This window comes from Sphingomonas sp., assembly GCF_030145815.1.
Taxonomy (GTDB): domain Bacteria; phylum Pseudomonadota; class Alphaproteobacteria; order Sphingomonadales; family Sphingomonadaceae; genus Sphingomonas.
Map to the genome: position 1 here is coordinate 1 of NZ_JAIXHL010000022.1, position 16,679 is coordinate 16,679.

Annotated in this window: 21 protein-coding genes; 13 read left to right on the plus strand and 8 right to left on the minus strand. The window is 66.2% G+C overall.

Annotation, left to right across the window (positions count from 1 at the left end; all coding sequences use genetic code 11):
- Positions 1-210 precede the first annotated feature (210 nt).
- The 4 genes from KYX69_RS17475 to KYX69_RS17490 all read left to right on the plus strand — a co-directional run bounded on the left by KYX69_RS17475 (position 211) and on the right by KYX69_RS17490 (position 3,198).
- Positions 211-858, plus strand: a complete 648-nt coding sequence (locus tag KYX69_RS17475; protein WP_300499508.1) for a PepSY-associated TM helix domain-containing protein — start codon at positions 211-213, stop codon at positions 856-858.
- A 78-nt stretch (positions 859-936) separates the two neighbouring features.
- Positions 937-1,377, plus strand: coding sequence for a DUF2271 domain-containing protein (locus tag KYX69_RS17480; protein WP_300499678.1), 441 nt, complete (start codon positions 937-939; stop codon positions 1,375-1,377).
- A gap of 16 nt (positions 1,378-1,393) precedes the next feature.
- A complete protein-coding gene (locus KYX69_RS17485; RefSeq protein ID WP_300499510.1) occupies positions 1,394-2,224 on the plus strand; it encodes a DUF4198 domain-containing protein in 831 nt (276 codons plus the stop codon).
- A 98-nt stretch (positions 2,225-2,322) separates the two neighbouring features.
- The gene (locus KYX69_RS17490) at positions 2,323-3,198 is read left to right on the plus strand and encodes an FAD:protein FMN transferase (protein WP_300499513.1); all 876 of its coding nucleotides are present in this window, start codon (positions 2,323-2,325) and stop codon (positions 3,196-3,198) included.
- A 1-nt stretch (position 3,199) separates the two neighbouring features.
- Here the strand turns inward: KYX69_RS17490 and KYX69_RS17495 are convergent, their stop codons facing one another.
- The 7 genes from KYX69_RS17495 to KYX69_RS17525 form a co-directional block, all read right to left on the minus strand.
- Positions 3,200-3,883 carry a Fe2+-dependent dioxygenase gene (locus tag KYX69_RS17495; protein WP_300499516.1) on the minus strand — a complete coding sequence of 228 codons (684 nt, stop codon included), beginning with the start codon at positions 3,881-3,883 and terminating at the stop codon, positions 3,200-3,202.
- 81 nt (positions 3,884-3,964) lie between these two features.
- A complete protein-coding gene (locus KYX69_RS17500) occupies positions 3,965-6,322 on the minus strand; it encodes a TonB-dependent siderophore receptor (protein ID WP_300499519.1) in 2,358 nt (785 codons plus the stop codon).
- A 77-nt stretch (positions 6,323-6,399) separates the two neighbouring features.
- Positions 6,400-6,675 carry a ribbon-helix-helix domain-containing protein gene (locus tag KYX69_RS17505; protein ID WP_300499521.1) on the minus strand — a complete coding sequence of 92 codons (276 nt, stop codon included), beginning with the start codon at positions 6,673-6,675 and terminating at the stop codon, positions 6,400-6,402.
- The gene (cobT, locus tag KYX69_RS17510; RefSeq protein WP_300499524.1) at positions 6,668-8,500 is read right to left on the minus strand and encodes a cobaltochelatase subunit CobT; all 1,833 of its coding nucleotides are present in this window, start codon (positions 8,498-8,500) and stop codon (positions 6,668-6,670) included. Before cobT ends, KYX69_RS17505 begins: the two co-directional genes overlap by 8 nt.
- Positions 8,501-8,507: 7 nt before the next feature.
- Positions 8,508-8,870: a hypothetical protein gene (locus KYX69_RS17515; RefSeq protein WP_300499527.1), complete on the minus strand. Its 363-nt coding sequence runs from the start codon at positions 8,868-8,870 to the stop codon at positions 8,508-8,510.
- Positions 8,867-9,871: a cobaltochelatase subunit CobS gene (cobS, locus tag KYX69_RS17520; protein ID WP_300499529.1), complete on the minus strand. Its 1,005-nt coding sequence runs from the start codon at positions 9,869-9,871 to the stop codon at positions 8,867-8,869. Before cobS ends, KYX69_RS17515 begins: the two co-directional genes overlap by 4 nt.
- Before the next feature lie 70 nt (positions 9,872-9,941).
- Complete coding sequence (locus KYX69_RS17525) at positions 9,942-10,610, minus strand: helix-turn-helix domain-containing protein (protein ID WP_300499532.1); 669 nt, start codon at positions 10,608-10,610, stop codon at positions 9,942-9,944.
- 142 nt (positions 10,611-10,752) lie between these two features.
- Between KYX69_RS17525 and KYX69_RS17530 the strand changes: the two genes are divergently transcribed.
- From KYX69_RS17530 to KYX69_RS17565, 8 genes are all read left to right on the plus strand, one after another.
- Positions 10,753-11,187, plus strand: a complete 435-nt coding sequence (locus KYX69_RS17530; protein ID WP_367280213.1) for a VOC family protein — start codon at positions 10,753-10,755, stop codon at positions 11,185-11,187.
- Between the two features lie 25 nt (positions 11,188-11,212).
- A complete protein-coding gene (locus KYX69_RS17535; RefSeq protein ID WP_300499534.1) occupies positions 11,213-11,443 on the plus strand; it encodes a DUF4287 domain-containing protein in 231 nt (76 codons plus the stop codon).
- Positions 11,444-11,465: 22 nt separating this feature from the next.
- Complete coding sequence (locus tag KYX69_RS17540) at positions 11,466-12,191, plus strand: DUF1428 domain-containing protein (protein WP_300499537.1); 726 nt, start codon at positions 11,466-11,468, stop codon at positions 12,189-12,191.
- A 151-nt stretch (positions 12,192-12,342) separates the two neighbouring features.
- On the plus strand, positions 12,343-13,134 hold the full coding sequence (locus KYX69_RS17545) for a VOC family protein (protein ID WP_300499540.1): 792 nt from the start codon (positions 12,343-12,345) through the stop codon (positions 13,132-13,134).
- Complete coding sequence (locus KYX69_RS17550) at positions 13,131-13,790, plus strand: glutathione S-transferase family protein (protein WP_300499543.1); 660 nt, start codon at positions 13,131-13,133, stop codon at positions 13,788-13,790. The genes KYX69_RS17545 and KYX69_RS17550 overlap by 4 nt, the downstream gene beginning before the upstream one ends.
- An 11-nt stretch (positions 13,791-13,801) precedes the next feature.
- On the plus strand, positions 13,802-14,470 hold the full coding sequence (locus tag KYX69_RS17555; RefSeq protein WP_300499546.1) for a dihydrofolate reductase family protein: 669 nt from the start codon (positions 13,802-13,804) through the stop codon (positions 14,468-14,470).
- Positions 14,471-14,510: 40 nt separating this feature from the next.
- Complete coding sequence (locus KYX69_RS17560; RefSeq protein ID WP_300499549.1) at positions 14,511-15,086, plus strand: hypothetical protein; 576 nt, start codon at positions 14,511-14,513, stop codon at positions 15,084-15,086.
- Between the two features lies 1 nt (position 15,087).
- Complete coding sequence (locus KYX69_RS17565) at positions 15,088-15,711, plus strand: TIGR04222 domain-containing membrane protein (RefSeq protein ID WP_300499552.1); 624 nt, start codon at positions 15,088-15,090, stop codon at positions 15,709-15,711.
- Between the two features lie 4 nt (positions 15,712-15,715).
- Here the strand turns inward: KYX69_RS17565 and KYX69_RS17570 are convergent, their stop codons facing one another.
- Complete coding sequence (locus KYX69_RS17570; RefSeq protein WP_300499555.1) at positions 15,716-16,321, minus strand: J domain-containing protein; 606 nt, start codon at positions 16,319-16,321, stop codon at positions 15,716-15,718.
- A 36-nt stretch (positions 16,322-16,357) separates the two neighbouring features.
- On the opposite strand from KYX69_RS17570, the gene KYX69_RS17575 reads away from it, so the two are divergent.
- Positions 16,358-16,642, plus strand: coding sequence for a BolA family transcriptional regulator (locus KYX69_RS17575; RefSeq protein WP_300499558.1), 285 nt, complete (start codon positions 16,358-16,360; stop codon positions 16,640-16,642).
- Positions 16,643-16,679: the final 37 nt, after the last annotated feature.

The window sequence follows — 16,679 nt, forward strand, 5'->3', positions numbered from 1 at the left end:
AACACGCTGCTCTTTGCCTTCATCGGCCAGGCGGCAGGCCAAGCAGGCATCCTGCTCATCGCCGCCTCTGCTGGCGAACATTGAGCCCCGCCGCCGAAAAGGCGACTACGTCAACGGCCTGTTAAGGGGCCGCACACACGCGCCGATTGTAATTGCGAATCACTCTCGCTAAAGCTGCGAACGAATCGCAATTAGGTCCTTCTCACCCCGATGCACGGAACCACCACGACCGCGCGTGCCAAGCGCAGCCGCAAGGCCTTTTGGCTGAAGCAGCTGCATACCTGGCACTGGATCAGCTCGGCGATCAGCCTGGTCGGGTTGCTGCTGTTCGCGGTCACCGGGTTCACGCTCAATCACGCCGCCGAGATCGAAGGATCGCCGCAGACGGTGGAGCGTGCCGCACAATTGCCCGCGCCGCTGCTGCCCGCCGTAAAGGCCGACGACGCTGCCGATACGAAGAAACCCTTGCCCGCCCCGGTCGCCGACTGGGTCGAGGGCAATCTGGACGTCAAACACGCCCGCGGCGATGCCGAATGGTCGGCCGACGAAATCTACCTCGCCCTTCCCCGCCCCGGCGGCGATGGCTGGGTCGCGATCGACCGCGCGAGCGGCGCGGTGACGACCGAGCAGACCAATCGCGGCTGGATCGCCTGGCTCAACGACCTGCACAAGGGCCGCAACAGCGGCACGGTGTGGAAGTGGTTCATCGACATCTTCGTGCTCGCCTGCATCGTGTTTTCGCTGACCGGTCTCGTGCTGCTGCAAATGCATTCCAAGAATCGCCCGAGCACCTGGCCGCTGGTCGGTGCGGGCCTCGTCATTCCCGCGGTCCTCGCGATCTTCTTCATCCATATCTAAAGGGAGCCGCCCGACATGCAGTTTCGCGTAACCGGATTGACCGCCACCGCATTGGGCGCAGGCCTGTTCGCGCCGGGGATGGCGGCCGCGCAGACGCTCGACGTCTCGGTCACGATCCCGCGCCTGACGGTCGCCGAATATCACCGGCCCTATGTCGCGATCTGGATCGAGAAGGAGGGCGGCCCGGCCCAGACCCTCTCCGTCTGGTATGATGTCGACCTCAAGAACAATGAGGGCACCAAGTGGCTGCGCGACGTGCGCCAATGGTGGCGCGCATCGGGCCGCACGATGCGCTTTCCCGCCGCCGGCGTGACCGGCGCCACCAAGGCGCCCGGCACGCACAAGGTGAGCTTCAAGCCCAAGCTGACACCGGGCAACTACACGCTGGTGGTCGAGGCCGCGCGCGAAGTGGGCGGGCGCGAGTTGGTCCGCATCCCCCTCTCGCTGCCCAAGGGCGGCACCGCCCGTGCCAGCGGCTCTAGCGAGCTGGGCGCAGTTACTTTGACCGTGAAGCGTTGAATCGAGGGGCCTGACTATGAAGTTCCGCAATCTCCTCATCGCCACCGCAATCGCTGCGGTCGCCATTCCCGCCAGTGTCCAGGCGCACCGCCAGTGGATGCTCCCGTCGATGACCGTCGTCTCGGGCGAAGGCGCCGATGTCTGGGTCACGGTCGATGCCGCCGTGTCCAACGACCTGTTCTATTTCGAGCATCAGCCGCTGCGCGCCGACATCGCGGTGATGCTGCCCGACGGCACGCCGGGCGAGGTCAAGAACAAGGCGACCGGCCGCTATCGCACCACACTCGACGTGCAGATCCAACAGCGCGGCACCTACAAGATCTACTACGCCAGCGAGGGCGTGATGGGATCGTACAAGCTGAACGGCGAAGAGGTTCGCATCCCGCGCGGCACCACTGCCGACAAGCTCGCCAGCGTAATCCCGGCGGGCGCGACCGATGTGCGCACGTCGATCAACAGCAACCGCAACGAGATTTTCGTGACGGCGGGTGAGCCGACCACGACCGTGTTCAAGCCGGTCGGCAAGGGCATCGAGCTAGTGCCGGTGACGCATCCCAACGATCTGGTGATGGGCGAGGACGCGACCTTCCAGTTCCTGCTCGACGGCAAGCCGGCTGCAGGCTTGGCGGTCACGGTGATCCCGGGCGGCATTCGCTATCGCGACCAACTGCGTCAGCAGGATCTGAAGACCGGCGCCGATGGCAAGGTCACGATCAAGTGGAGCGATCCGGGCATGACCTGGATCAACGTCACCACCCCGCGCGCGGGTGGCGAAGAAGGCGCCCCGCCCGCCCCCGGTGCGCGCCGTGCAAGCTATGTCACCACGGTCGAGGTGATGGCGCCCTGACGCCCGAGCCCCGCATCGCCATTCCCGCGACACTGTCGCCCGCTGCCTTTCACCGGCGGCGGGCGCATGCGCGGGTCGAGGGGTTTGGCGGGGAGACGATGGGGACGCGCTGGTCGGCCGCGATCGTTGCGCCGCCGCCCGGGGTGGAGGCCGCGATTCAGGGCGTGCTGGCGCATATCATCGCGCAGATGAGCAATTGGGAGCCGGCATCGCAGCTGAGCCGGATCAACGCCGCCGCGCCGGGAGGCTGGCACGGCATCGCGCCAGAGTTCGTGCAGGTGATGACCGTCGCGCTGGATATCGCGACGCGTTCGGACGGGGCGTTCGATCCGGCGATGGGGGCACTGGTCGACCTGTGGGGCTTCGGCCCGCCGGGACCGCGCGACGATGTTCCTGATGACGGTGCGATCGACGCTGCCCGCGCCGCAATCGGACCGGGGGCGATGGAGCTGGACGCGCCGCTGCTGCGCTTGCGCCGCACGCGCCCGGCGCGGCTCGACCTGTCGGGGATCGCCAAGGGCTATGCGGTCGATGCGGTGGCGGCGCGGCTGCGCGGGATAGGCTGCACCGATTTTCTGGTCGAGATTGGCGGCGAGCTGGTCGGCGTGGGGATTCCGCCCGATGGCCAGCCCTGGTGGGTCGATGTCGAGGCGCCGCCGGGCGTGGCGCTGCCCCCGCTGCGGATCGCGCTGCACGGCATCGCAGTCGCCACATCGGGCGATTATCGTCGCGTTGGCGCGCACGGGAGCCATAGTATCAATCCGCGGACCGGCCGCCCGATCGCGCATGGCACGGCGAGCGTTACCGTCGTCCACGCCGATTGCTGCCACGCCGACGCCTGGGCGAGCGCGCTGACCGTGCTGGAACCGGACGCGGCGATGGCGCTGGCCGAGCGCGAAGGGCTGGCGGTACAGCTGGTGGTGCGGGGAAGCGGCGAGTGGCTGTCGTCGGCAATGCGGGCAATGCTGGACTAGCTTACGCGTCCGCCCAACGCCTCAGCAGATTGTGGTACACGCCAGTCAGCTCGATCACGCTGCGGTCGGTGCCGCCGAGCTGGCCGGTCAGGCGCTGCACGCTCTGGTCGAGGTCGAACAATATGCGCCGCGCGCCATCGTCGCGGATCATCGACTGGATCCAGAAGAAGGAGGCGACGCGGGCGCCGAGCGTCACCGGCTCGACCTTGTGCAGGCTGGAGGAGGGATAGAGGATCGCATGGCCGGCGGGGAGCTTGACCCGCTGGACGCCGAACTGATCCTCGATCACCAGCTCGCCGCCGTCATAGGCGGCGGGGTCTTCGAGGAAGACGGTCATCGACAGGTCGCTGCGGATGCGGAAATCGGTGCCGCGCTGGATGCGGATTGCGCTATCGACATGCACACCAAAGGTCTGGCCGACGCCGTAGCGGTTGAACAAGGGCGGGAAGACCTTGAGCGGCAATGCGGCCGCAAAAAACAAGGGCGAGCGACCCAGCGCGTCAAGGATCACCTTCCCCGCCGCCTTCGCCGCCGCGCTGTCCTCGGGCAGTTGCTCGTTATTCTTGGCGAGTGCCGATTGGTGGCCGGAGGTCGCATTGCCGTCGATCCACTCGGCCACGTCGATCGTCGTGCGCAGATCGGCGAGCGTGGCGGCGTCGAGCAGGTCGGGAATCGCGATCAGCATAGGAGCGCCTTCTAAAGGGGGGTCGGAGCGGATGGAAGCCTGGGGACAGGGATGGCTCCACCCGCTCCTCCCCCTTTAGCCTTAGAAGCGGTAGCCCACAGTCAGCACCGCCGAGCGCGCGTCACCCGGCGTCGCCCAGCCATTGTTGCGGATGCGGGTATAGTAGAGCTCGTTGGTGATGTTCTTGACGTTCACCAGCACGCTGAGGTCGCGGGTGATGTCGTAGGAAACCGACGCATTGTGGACGAGGTAATCGTCCGAGCGATAGATCACCGCCGACGCCGCAGTCGGCAGGTTCAGCGCGAAGCTGCCTTGATAGGTGACGCCGTAGCCCAGCTTCAACCCGAACGGCAGCGTGTAGGTGGTATAGAGGCTGCCCGAATGGTTCGGCACATTCTGCAGCGCCGCGCCCGCCGCCGGATCGCGGTTGGTGGCGCTGTTGCCGCACGCGGTGCTCGGGTTCGCAAGGCAGAAGTCCGACACCGACTGGATCAGCTTCGGTTCCAGATAGGTGTAGTTGGCGGTGATCGACCAGGCCGGGGTGATGTTGCCGGTCGCGCTGACCGCAATGCCATCGACGCGCGAATGGCCGTCGAGCACCTGATCGGGGAGCGTCGGGTCGTTCGACGGCACCTTGTACTGGTCACGCTCGTTGCGGAACGCGGCGATGCTGAACAGCGCGCGACCGATCTCTGCCTTGGCGCCGATCTCGTAATTCTTCGCGGTTTCCGGATCGACATTGCAGGTCAGCGCGGTGCAGCCGCCGTTGACCGCGCTCTGCGACGGGGTCTGGGCGTTGCCATAGGCGGCGTAGAGCGTCACTGCCTCGACCGGCTTGTAGACCAGGCCGACGCGATAGCTGAACAGGTCGGCATTGTTGCGGAAGCGCGGGCCGGTGACGATCGCGCCCTGCGGCGTGGTGACCGTCGCGGCGGTGCTGGTGTCGGTCTGGTAATTGCCTTCGTTCCGCCCATAGCGGACGCCGCCGTTGAGCTCGAACTTGCCGAGCTTCATCGTGTCGAACAGGTAGACGGCATAGTTAGTCACCTCGCCACGCTGGCGACCGCTCTCGAAGAAGTTGACCGGGCCGGTGTAGACGTTGCTGCCATAGGTGAAGCCCGCGGGACCCGCGACGACGTCGTTCGGGTTGGCCCAGTTGATCAGCGGATAGGTCGCGTTGGCGACGGTGCCGTTGGCGTTGCGATAGACGTTGCCGGTGGACAGGAAGAACTTCTCCCACCCCGCCGATGCGCCGACGACCAGGCTGTGCTCGACCGCGCCGGTGGCGAACTGTGCCGACAGGTCGACCTGATTGTACATCAGCTCGCTGGTCGTATCGCGCAGGTTTCCGCGCGGGCCGCCGATCAGATAATAGCCGGTGGGAACGGTCGCGGGGCACGCGACGCCCGCCGGGGTGACGCCGCCAGTCAGGCAGAACGTCCCCTGCGGCGGGCCGACGATCGTCAGCTGCTGCACCTGTTGCCAGCGGGTCAGGTTGCGGATCGACAGCTTGTCGCTGAATTCATGCGCGAAGGTCGCCGTCGCCTGATCGACGGTGATCTCCTGCGTATCGACGTTGCGGTACCCGAAATAGTCGCTGCGATCGATGCCCGGCAGCGCGCCGTTGGACACGCCGTTCTTGTAATAGGGCACGCCGTACTGCGGGATATTGGTCTCTTCCTGATGCAGGTACTGCAGCGTCAGGCTGGTGGGTCCTTCGATCCCGATCGCCACTGACGGCGCGACGCCCCAACGCTCGTAAGTTTCGACATCGCGGCCCGGCACGTCGTTCTGGTGAACCATCGCGTTGAGGCGCACTGCGATCATATCATTGGCGCGGACATTGGCGTCGATCGTGCCGCGAACATAATCATCGGTGCCGATTCCGCCCTGCACCGCGATCGACGTTTCCGCCTGGGGACGCTTGGTCACGATGTTGATCGACCCGCCGACCGATCCCGAACCGTTATAGACCGAGTTGGCGCCGTTGGTGACCTCGACCTGCTCCAGGTTGAACGGGTCGCTGCGCGAATAGGGGGCGCTGTCGCGCACGCCGTCGGTAGTGATGTCCGACGAGGCGGAATAGCCGCGCAGGGTGATCTGGTCGCTCGGGGCGATGCCGCCCTCCGCTGCGCCAAAGGTGATGCCCGGGACCGTCGAGAGCACGTCGCGCAGCGTGAGCAGGTTTTGCTCCTCGATCACCTTGTTGGTCAGGATGGTGACGGTCTGCGGCGTGTCGCGCACCGGGCGGGTCGATTTGGGGCTGGCCTGTTCCGACCGCACCTGCTCGCCCGTCACGACGACATCGGCGCGGTCCTGATCCGCGACCGGATCAACCGGATCGGCGGCATAGGCGGGCGCGGACGCGACAAAGCCGACTGCAGCCAGCGCCAGAAATGCGGGCGCGGCGCGGAACGCGTCGGACGAGCTGGAAGACATGGAAACCCCTTTCGATTGTCGTTGGGGCATCCGCTATTGAGAGTCGTTCGCACTGTCAACACTAATGCGAATCGTTTTCAATATTGTCGCAACTTTGTCGCATCGTGCAGCAGCCAGCTGCGCAACGCGCTGGCGAGATTGGGGGGATCGTCGGCCTGAATGCGCAGATAATCGATCTGCGCGACGAGCGCGCTGAGCGGCAGGCCGCGTGCAGGGGCAGCGGCCTCCAGCGCCTCCCAGAATATGGGTTCAAGGCTGATCGAGGTTGGATGCCCGGCGATCGTCATCGATCGCTTGACCGGAGGGTGAAAGCCGCCCGGCGGCGGCGCGATGCCGCCGGGTGCGTCAGGCATCGAGGTCGAACAGCGACGCCAGCTGTTCGATCATCGTGCCGGCGAGCTGGTCGACATCCATGATCGTCACCGCGCGACTGTAATAGCGCGTCACGTCATGGCCGATGCCGATCGCGACTAGCCCGACCGGCGAGCGGCTCTCGATCCACCCGATCACCTGGCGCAGATGCCGCTCCAGATAGGAGCCGCTGTTGACGCTCAATGTCGAATCATCGACCGGCGCGCCGTCGCTGATCACCATCAGGATCTTGCGATCCTCCGGCCGCGCGATCAGCCGCTGGTGCGCCCACAACAGCGCCTCGCCGTCGATATTCTCCTTGAGCAGCCCTTCGCGCATCATCAGGCCCAGCGACTTCTTGGCGCGGCGCCACGGTTCGTCAGCCTGTTTGTAGACGATGTGGCGGACATCGTTGAGGCGACCGGGCTGCGCCGGGCGACCTACCGCAAGCCATTTCTCACGGCTCTGGCCGCCCTTCCATGCGCGGGTGGTGAAGCCGAGGATCTCGGTCTTGACCCCGACCCGCTCCAGCGTGCGGGCGAGGATGTCCGCGCTGATCGCGGCGATGCTGATCGGGCGACCGCGCATCGATCCGCTATTGTCGATCAGCAGCGTGACGACCGTGTCCTTGAACTCGGCCTCTTTCTCGACCTTGTAGGACAAGGACTGCATCGGGTTGACGATCACCCGCGCCAGCCGGGCGGCGTCGAGCAGCCCTTCGTCCTGATCGAAGTCCCAGCTGCGGTTCTGCTGCGCCATCAGACGGCGCTGGAGCCGGTTGGCGAGCTTCGTCACCACGCCCTGCAGGTTCGACAATTGCGTGTCGAGATAGGCGCGCAGCCGGGTCAGCTCCTCATCGTCGCACAGGTCGGTGGCAGCGATCACCTCGTCATATTGCGTCGTGTAGGCGCCATATTCGAACTGCGGCGGCAGGTCGGACCAGGGGCGGTTGGGGCGGACGGGCATCATGCCTTCGTCGCCCGGATCGCCGGGCTCGCCATCGCCCTCTTCGAACTCGCCCTGTTCCTGCTCGGTCTCAGGGCCTTCCTCGCCCTCGCCCTCGCGCTGTTCGCCGCGCGCGTCGATCTCGCCTTCGCCGGTGTCCCCGGCCTCGTCGCCCGCGTCGGCCTCGCTCTCGTCGGCCTCGTCGGTGCCTTCGTCCTCGCCGCCGCCCTCTTCCGACTCCTCGGGCACCAGATCGCCTTCGGTCAGCTCAAGATCGGCGAGCAGATTGCCGACCAGCCGCGCGAACGCCGCCTGATCGTCGATCGCCAGCGCCAGCGCGTCGAGGTCAGCCCCGCCCTTGTCCTCGATCCAGTCGCGCACCAGCGCCAGGCCGAGCGCGGCAGCGGCGGGCGATTCGCGCCCGGTCAGCCGTTCGCGCACCAGCAGTTGCACGGCGGTCGACAGCGGCACCTCATCGCGCGTCCGTGCCCGGCTGATCGGGTCGGACCGCATCTTCATCTCGAGCGCATGGTCGAGATTGTCGGCGATGCCGGCATAGCCGCGCGATCCCAGCGCCTCGACCCGCGCCGTCTCCACCGCGTCGAACACCGCACGGGCAACCGGCTCCTTCGGCGCGGCCTTCAGATGCGTCGCGGCGTCGTGCAGCCGCAGCCGCAGCGCAAAGCCATCGGCGAAGCCGCGCGCTTCGGCCACCTGCTCGGGCGGGAGGTTGCGACCGGGCATCGGCACCTTGAGATGCCGCCCCGATTGCGCCGGCGCATCGGCGGTGAAGGCAAGCTCCAGCTCCGGCTCTTGGCTGAGCGCCCGCGCCGTCCCGGCAAGGACGGACTTGAACTGGTCGAGGGGGGAGTCGGTGGGCATAATACGCTCAATCCAGCGCAGGCGAACGATCAAAGGCAACGGCGTTCAAATCCGCCATTTGAACCCAAATCGCCTTATCCGTGGGACGGATCCGCACAGAAACGCGCCGTAGCTCGCCGTCTCGAGAGAGTTCGACCGTGGCAGTATCCCCCACGATCAGTTCGGGAGAATAGCCGCAATGCGCAATCGAGTCGTTGATCTCGGAAGCAGGCGTGATCGCGATTGCACGTCCATCGACCGCTACCCGAACATCCATCATCGAGGAATAGCAGTCGATCACGAATAGGCGCACGCTGTGCCGTTCAGTTCCCGCGCTCGACGGGCCGCACGCCATTGCGATGAAGCACAGAAAGGCGGCTACTGGCTTCAAGTCTTGCCCACCACGCTCTCGGGCAGGTCCTTGCCGAACACGCGCTGATAATATTCCGCGACCAGCGACCGCTCCGCTTCGTCGCACTTGTTGAGGAAGCTCAGGCGGAAGGCGAAGCCGACATCCTTGAAGATTTCGGTATTCTGCGCCCAGGTGATGACGGTGCGGGGGCTCATCACGGTCGAGATGTCGCCGTTGATGAAGCCGCGCCGGGTCAGTTCGGCGACGCGGACCATGTTGTCGACCATCTCCTTGCCGCCGGGCTTGTCATATTCGCCGCTCTTGGCGAGCACGATCTGTGCCTCGACCGCGGCGGGGAGGTAGTTGAGCGTGACGACGATGTTCCAGCGGTCCATCTGACCCTGGTTGATCTGCTGCGTGCCGTGATACAGGCCGCTGGTGTCCCCCAGGCCGACGGTGTTGGCGGTGGCGAACAGGCGGAAATACGGGTTCGGGCGGATCACGCGGTTCTGGTCGAGCAGGGTCAGCTTGCCCTCGGTCTCCAGCACGCGCTGGATCACGAACATCACGTCGGGGCGGCCCGCATCATATTCGTCGAAGACGAGCGCGGTCGGGGTCTGCAGCGCCCAGGGCAGCAGGCCTTCGCGGAATTCGGTGACCTGTACCCCGTCCTTGAGCACGATCGCGTCGCGGCCGATCAGGTCGATGCGGCTGATATGCGCGTCGAGGTTGATGCGGATGCACGGCCAGTTGAGGCGCGCGGCAACCTGTTCGATGTGCGACGACTTGCCGGTGCCGTGATAGCCCTGGATCATCACGCGACGGTTGTGCGCGAAGCCGGCGAGGATCGCGAGCGTGGTGTCGGCGTCGAAGACGTAGGCGGGGTCGAGATCGGGAACGCGCTCGTCCGCCACGCTGAACGCCGGCACTTCCATGTCGATGTCGATGCCGAACAGGTCGCGGACGCTGACCGTCTTGTCGGGCGCCTGCAGGATCGTCGTGTCGCGGCTGTCGGGCTGGGTGTTCGGGATGCTGGTCATGGGGACTTTCGGACTCGGGACGGGTCTTTTGCGGTGCGGTATCGGCTCACGTGCCGCTCCGCAAGCTGGGTTAGCCTTCCGTCCATTTGGGCGGGAGTACGAAGCGCGTCACGAATGCCTCGGCCAGCGCGTGATCGCCCTCGATCCGCAGCACGCCCGCCGCCTCCAGCTCCGCCAGCGCGCCGCCATAGACCGCCCCGGCAATCGCGGTCGGCGGGCCGTTGAAGATGACGTCCGCGCCGCTTGGGTCGCCACGCTTCAGATCGATGCCATCACGATTATAGCGCCCGACAAATGCGTCATCGCTCATGCGAAACCCGACGATGATATCCAGGTCGCCGGTCAGCTCGGGATTGTGCATGGTCCGCAGCGACATCATCGCGGAGGCCGCCGAGAGATGCAGCGTCGGATCATGTTCGGGCGACCGCACCGCCCACGCGCCCAGCAGCTGGATCGGTTTCTCCGCCTCATAGCCCCAGGGAGTGAGGGCATAGACCTGCGCGTTCACCGGGGGAGGCAATTTCTCGCGCGTCAGGATGCCGGACTCCTCCAACCCCTCCAGCCGCTGGGTCAGGATGTTCGCCGACAGGCCGGGCAGGGCCGCCTTGATCTCACTGAACCGGCGCGGGCCGAACATCAGCTCACGCACGATCATCAGCGACCAGCGCTCCCCCACCAGCTCCAGCGCCATCGCCGTGCCGCATGCGTCATCATACCAGCGCCGCCGTTCGCGCTTCACTTCGCCTTCCCGGCAGAGCGTTTAGTCATTTTTTGTAACTTCATAGTTGCTTTTGATAACTCAGCGGCGCATCACGCTCAAGCAAGCGATTCGGAACCGCAGAGTTTCCCGAACGCGTTCCAGGAGAAGCGCGATACCCAAAATGATCTTCGTCAATCTGCCGGTGAAGGACGTGGCGGCATCGACAGCCTTTTACGAGGCGATCGGCTTCACCAGGGACCCGCGCTTCAGCAACGAAATGGCCAGCGCGATGCAGTGGTCGGACACGATCACGCTGATGATCCTCAGCCATGATTTCTACGCTACCTTCATCCCGCACAAGACGATCGCCGATTCCGCGAAGGTGAACGAAGTTTTGCTGTGCCTGTCGTTCGACAGCCGCAACGCGGTCGATGCGATCACGGAAAAGGCCGGCGCGGCCGGCGGCAAGGCCGATGTCCGCCCGGCACAGGATATGGGCTTCATGTACGGCCGCAGTTTCGAGGACCCGGACGGGCACGTCTTCGAACCGATGTTCATGGACATGGACGCCGCCATGGCCGCCTTCCCCGATGGACCGGCGCACGAACCGGCCTGAATCCTCGATCAAGAATGGACCGCACATGTCATTCCAGGCCTATCTCGACACCATTCAGCAAAAGACCGGCAAGACCCCCGACGATCTGCGCGCCCTCGGTCGCGCGCGCGGCTGGACGCAGGGCGACACGCTCGCACCCGGCGTGAAGCCGATGGCGATCGTCGCGACGCTGAAGGACGAGCTGGGGCTCGGCCATGGCCACGCGATGGCGGTGGTCGCGCTGCTCAAGGGGCACAAGAAAGAAGGCGACGCCTGACCGGCGCGCAAGGAGAGACCCCATGACCTATGTCGAAGGATTCCTGACCCCCGTCCCGACCACCAACAAAGCGGCGTATATCGAACATGCCCATGACGCGATCGCGCTGTTCAAGAGCCTTGGCGCGACGCGTTTCGTCGAAACCTGGGGCGATGACGTGCCCGACGGCAAGGTCAACGACCTGAAGCAATCGGTCGGTCTGAAGGACGACGAGACGGTGTTGTTCAGCTGGCTCGAATATCCCGACAAGGCGACGCGCGATGCGGCCAATGAAAAGATGATGAGCGACCCGAACGCGCTCAAAGCGATGAAGGACATGCCGTTCGACGGCAGCCGCATGATCTTTGCCGGGTTCGAGGCAATCGTCGACACCGGCCCGGCTGCCGCCGCAGCGGGCTATGTCGACGGCTATGTCCTCCCGGTCCCAACCGCCAAGCGGGGCGCCTATCACGAACTCGCGGCGCGGATGGCGCCGGTCTTTCAGGCACATGGCGCGTTGCGCGTCGTCGAGGGCTGGGCCGATGACACCCCCGATGGTTCGGTGACCGACTATAACCGCGCCACCCACAAGCGGGACGACGAAAGCGTCGTCTATGCCTGGATCGAATGGCCCGACAAGGCCGCGCGCGACACCGCCTGGGCCGCGATCATGGCCGACGACAGCAACCGCGAACCCGAACCGCCATTCGACGGGCAACGGATGATGTGGGGTGGGTTCGCACCGATTTTGGATACGGTGCGCGGCTAATCTCCATCGTCACCCCGGCCCTGTGCCGGGGTCCACCGGGAGGCAAGCGCGAAGCTCGAGCCTCCGACGCAGGGCGTGAGAATGAGTGGACCCCGGAACAAGTCCGGGGTGACGGTTTCCTTTTTCGGGCGTGATCGAAGGAGCGCAGGACATGACCAACCCGCATGGCAGCTGGATCTGGTACGAACTGATGACCCCCGACCCGCAGGCCTCACGCGCCTTTTACGAAGGCGTGATCGGCTGGCGGATCGACGCTGAATCGATGGCTCCGGGCGGGGCGGAATATCGCATCCTGCACGCGGACGATGGCGATATCGGTGGCATGCTGACACTCGACGCGGCGATGCTGGCGGGCGGCGCGAAGGTCGGCTGGCTTGGCTATATCGGGGTCGATGACGTCGATGCCAGCGTCGCGCAACTCAAGGCGGCGGGCGGATCTGTCCATGTGCCCCCGACCGACATCCCGGGCACCGGCCGCTTCGCGATGGTCGCCGATCCACAGGGCGTTGTCTTCTACGTGATGCGCGGGTTCAGCCCGGAAAGCAGCACCGCCTATGCCCGGTTCGGCGCGGGGTATGTCAGCTGGAACGAGCTGCAGACCAGCGACGCCGAGGGCGGATTTGCCTTCTACAGCACCGTGTTCGGCTGGGAGCACGCCGGCGGCATGCCGATGCCATGGGGGGAATACAGCTTCCTGCGCTGCAAGGATGCGGGAGTCGATATGGACGCGGTGTGGGGCGCGATGATGCCGCGCGAATGCGAGGACAAGCCGGTCGGCTGGACCTATTATTTCCGCGTCCCCGACATCGAAGCGGCGCATGCCAAGGTCAAGCAACTGGGCGGCACCCCGCATAGCGACCCGATGGAGGTGCCCGGCGGCGACCGCGTGTTCCACGCGACCGATCCGCAGGGCGCGGTGTTCGGACTGGTGGCCCCGAAATGAGCATTCCCGACCTCTACGCCCACCCCTTTTCCTCCTATTGCTGGAAGGCGCTGATCGCGTTCTACGAACATGACCGGCCCTTCACGCTGCGCATGGTGTCGCCCGACGAGCCGGAAAACAGCGCGCGCTGGGCGGAACTCTGGCCGTTCAAGCGCTTTCCGCTACTGGTCGATGGCGACCTGGTGCTCGGCGAATCGAGCATCATCGCCGAGCATGTCGATCGCGTCTCGGTCGCACCACGATTGATCCCCGCCGACCCCGACGCGGCGTTGCAGGTGCGCATGCTCGACCGACTGTTCGACCAGCAGGTGATGGACCCCGCCGCGCGGCTGGTGTTCAACGCGATCCGGCCCGCGGACAAGCGCGACCCGCTGGCGGACGAGCAGGTCGCGGCGCAACTCGCCACCAGCTATGCCTGGTTCGATGCGCATCTCGCCGGGCGGACATGGGCGGCGACCGACCGGTTCACCCTCGCCGATCTCTCCGCCGCCCCCGCACTCTTCTACGCCGACTGGATCATTCCGATCCCCGAGAGCCACGCAAATCTGCGCGCCTATCGCGCCCGGCTGCTCGCGCATCCCTCGGTGGCACGCGCTGTCGACGGCGCACGACCCTATCGCCACTTCTTCCCGCTCGGTGCGCCCGATCGCGATTAAGGACCGTACCCATGCCAAGACATATTATCGGTGCCGCATTCCTGAGCCTCGACGGCGTGATGCAGGCGCCCGGCGGCCCCGAAGAGGACTGGACCAGCGGGTTCGACCAGGGCGGCTGGCTCGCCGCCTTGTTCGACGAAGGCATCGGCAATCAGATCGACAGCGTGTTCAAGCCGCCGTTCGACCTGCTGCTCGGTCGGCGGACGTACGAGATTTTCGCCGCCCACTGGCCATTCGCGCCCGAGGGCGACGAGATTGGCGAGCTGTTCCGCACGATCCGCAAATATGTGCTGACGACCCGTGATGCGCCGCTGGAGTGGGCGGGTAGCGAGCGGCTCGCGAACCTCGACGCGCTCGCCGCGCTCAAGGACGGTGATGGGCCGAACCTCGTCATTCAGGGCAGCTCAACGCTGTATCCGCAGCTGCTCGAACGCGGGCTGCTCGACCGGATCGTGACAATGACCGCGCCGGTGGTGCTCGGCAAAGGCAAGCGGATGTTCGGTGAGGGCACCCCGCCCCGGTCGCTCGAACTGGTCGAGCATCGCCTGACCCGCAACGGCGTCGCGATGGCGACCTATGACGTGAAGGGCGCGGTCGAAATTGCGGACTTCCAATTCCCCGAACCCGCCGCGGTCGAGATTGCGCGGCGCGCGCGGATCACAGCGGGGGAAGGCTGGTAGCCGGTTGACAAATTTTCCTACTGCGATAGTAGGAGAATAGATGCGTGCAGCGGACCTTGTCCCAGCCCACACCGCCGACCACCCGGTCTGGCAACGCATCATCAGTCACCAAATCGGTCCCCCCGAAGCGGCGCTCTCCTTTTCCGCACGCCTGGCGCGCGAAAATGGATGGAGCGCCGCGACGGCGGAGCGGGTGATCGAGGAATATCGCCGCTTCGCCTTCCTCGCCGTCACCGGCGACACGCCCGCAACCCCGTCCGATGCGGTGGATCAGGCGTGGCACCTCCACCTTACCTATACCCGCGACTATTGGGAGCGCTTCTGCCCCGATGTGCTGGGTCGCGCGCTCCACCATGGTCCAACGGCGGGCGGGGCGGACGAGCATCGCCGCTATTACCGCCAATATGCCGACACGCTGGCCCGCTACAAGGCCGCGTTTGGCGCTCCGCCCCCTTCCGACATCTGGCCTTCAGCCGCCCGGCGGCTGAACGACGATCCCCGCGCGCGGCGGGTGCATCCGCGCGAGGCATTCATCGTGCCGCGCTGGCAGGCGGCGCTCTATGCGCTCGCCCTCCTCGCGATGACCGTGCTCGCGCTTTATCTAGGAGTGACGTGACATGCCGCTAGGTGTGTTCGACTGGACCGGAGGTCCCTTCCTGACGCTTTACATCGCCCTGCTGCTGATCGTGATCCTGCTGGGCATCGTCATTCCCGGCCGGATGCGGCCCGAGGGGCGCAACCGGCCGGTGAGCGATCCCGAACAACTCGCCTATCTGTCGGGCGGCAGCGCACGGCTGGCCGAAACGGTCACCGCCCGGCTGCTTGCGGCGAAATCGCTGGCGCTGGGGGCGAAGGGGAAGCTCGACATCCTCTCGCACAGCGCCGCGACCCGTGCCGAAACCGGCGTCCTCGCGCTCACCGCCCCGCTCGACTGGAGCCGGATCGAACGCGCGGTGCGGCCCCAGGCGAGCCGTATCCAGAGCGATCTGGAGCGCGCCGGGACCGAGGCGCTGTCCACGGCGCGCAAGAACGCCGACCGCATCCGCCGCGCGCCGCAAACGGGGGAGACCGCGATGGCGGTCGCCTTGTTCGGGACTGCGGTGCTGGCCGGATCGGAGTTCGACGCCTTCCACAAGCTGCGCGCGGCGAGCGGGGACGGCGGCGGCAGCGGCGGAGATTCCGGCAGCGATGGCGGCGGCAGCGGTTGTGGGGGCGGCGGCTGTGGCGGCTGCGGAAGCTAAGCCCTCACGCGAAGGCTGGCGAGCCTTTCAGCTGCTGATACGCCGCGATCACCTTTTGCAGTGCGCCCTCATGGCTGCGGTCGCCGCCATTGCGGTCGGGGTGGTAACGCCGGACCAGGTCCGAATAGCGGCGGCGCAGCGCGGTGCGATCGGCATCGAGGTCTAGGTCGAGCGCCTTCAATGCCTCCCGATCCTTACCCGATAGCGGCTTGCCGTCCTTGCGCTCTTGCGGGCGTGCGGCACGGAAACGCGCGCCGATCGCGTCGAGCGGATCGGCAAAGTCAGCCCAGCGCGGCGGGCGATCCGCGCCGCCGGTCGCGGTGAAGGCGCGCGTTTCGCTTTCCCATCCGGCGTAGGGGCGCTGCGCCGCGTGAATTTCCTCCGGGCTCATGCCCGCGAAGAAATTGTAGCGCGAGTTGAACGCGCGGACATGGTCGAGGCACAGCCAGCGATAGGCACCTGGCCCGTCGCCGCTGCGCCCGCCCGGCCCGGCCGGGGCGCGAAACTCGCCCGGTTCGGCGCAGCCCGGCTCCGCGCATAGCCGCCCCGGCGCCTCGACGCGGCCATGGAAACGGGCCTTGGGGCGATCTTTGGGGGCTTCGCGCGACACTCTGACTCCGGGGAAAAAACCGCCTATATAGGCGCGATGACCGACACCGCTACCGGCCCCGTCGCCGCCGAAATCACCGCCCGTCTCACCACCGCGCTCGCCCCGTCGCGGCTCGACGTGATCAACGACAGCGCCAAGCATCGCGGCCATATGGGCGACGATGGCAGTGGCGAATCGCACTTCACCGTAGTCATCGAAAGCGCGGCGTTCGCGGGCAAGTCGCGGCTCGACCGCCAACGGCTGGTCAACCGCGCGCTCGGCGACCTGATGATCGAACGCGTCCATGCCATGGCGATCCGCGCGAGCGCACCGGGGGAGTAACCCGAACGGGTGGATGGCGGCGCGGCGCGCTCGCCCC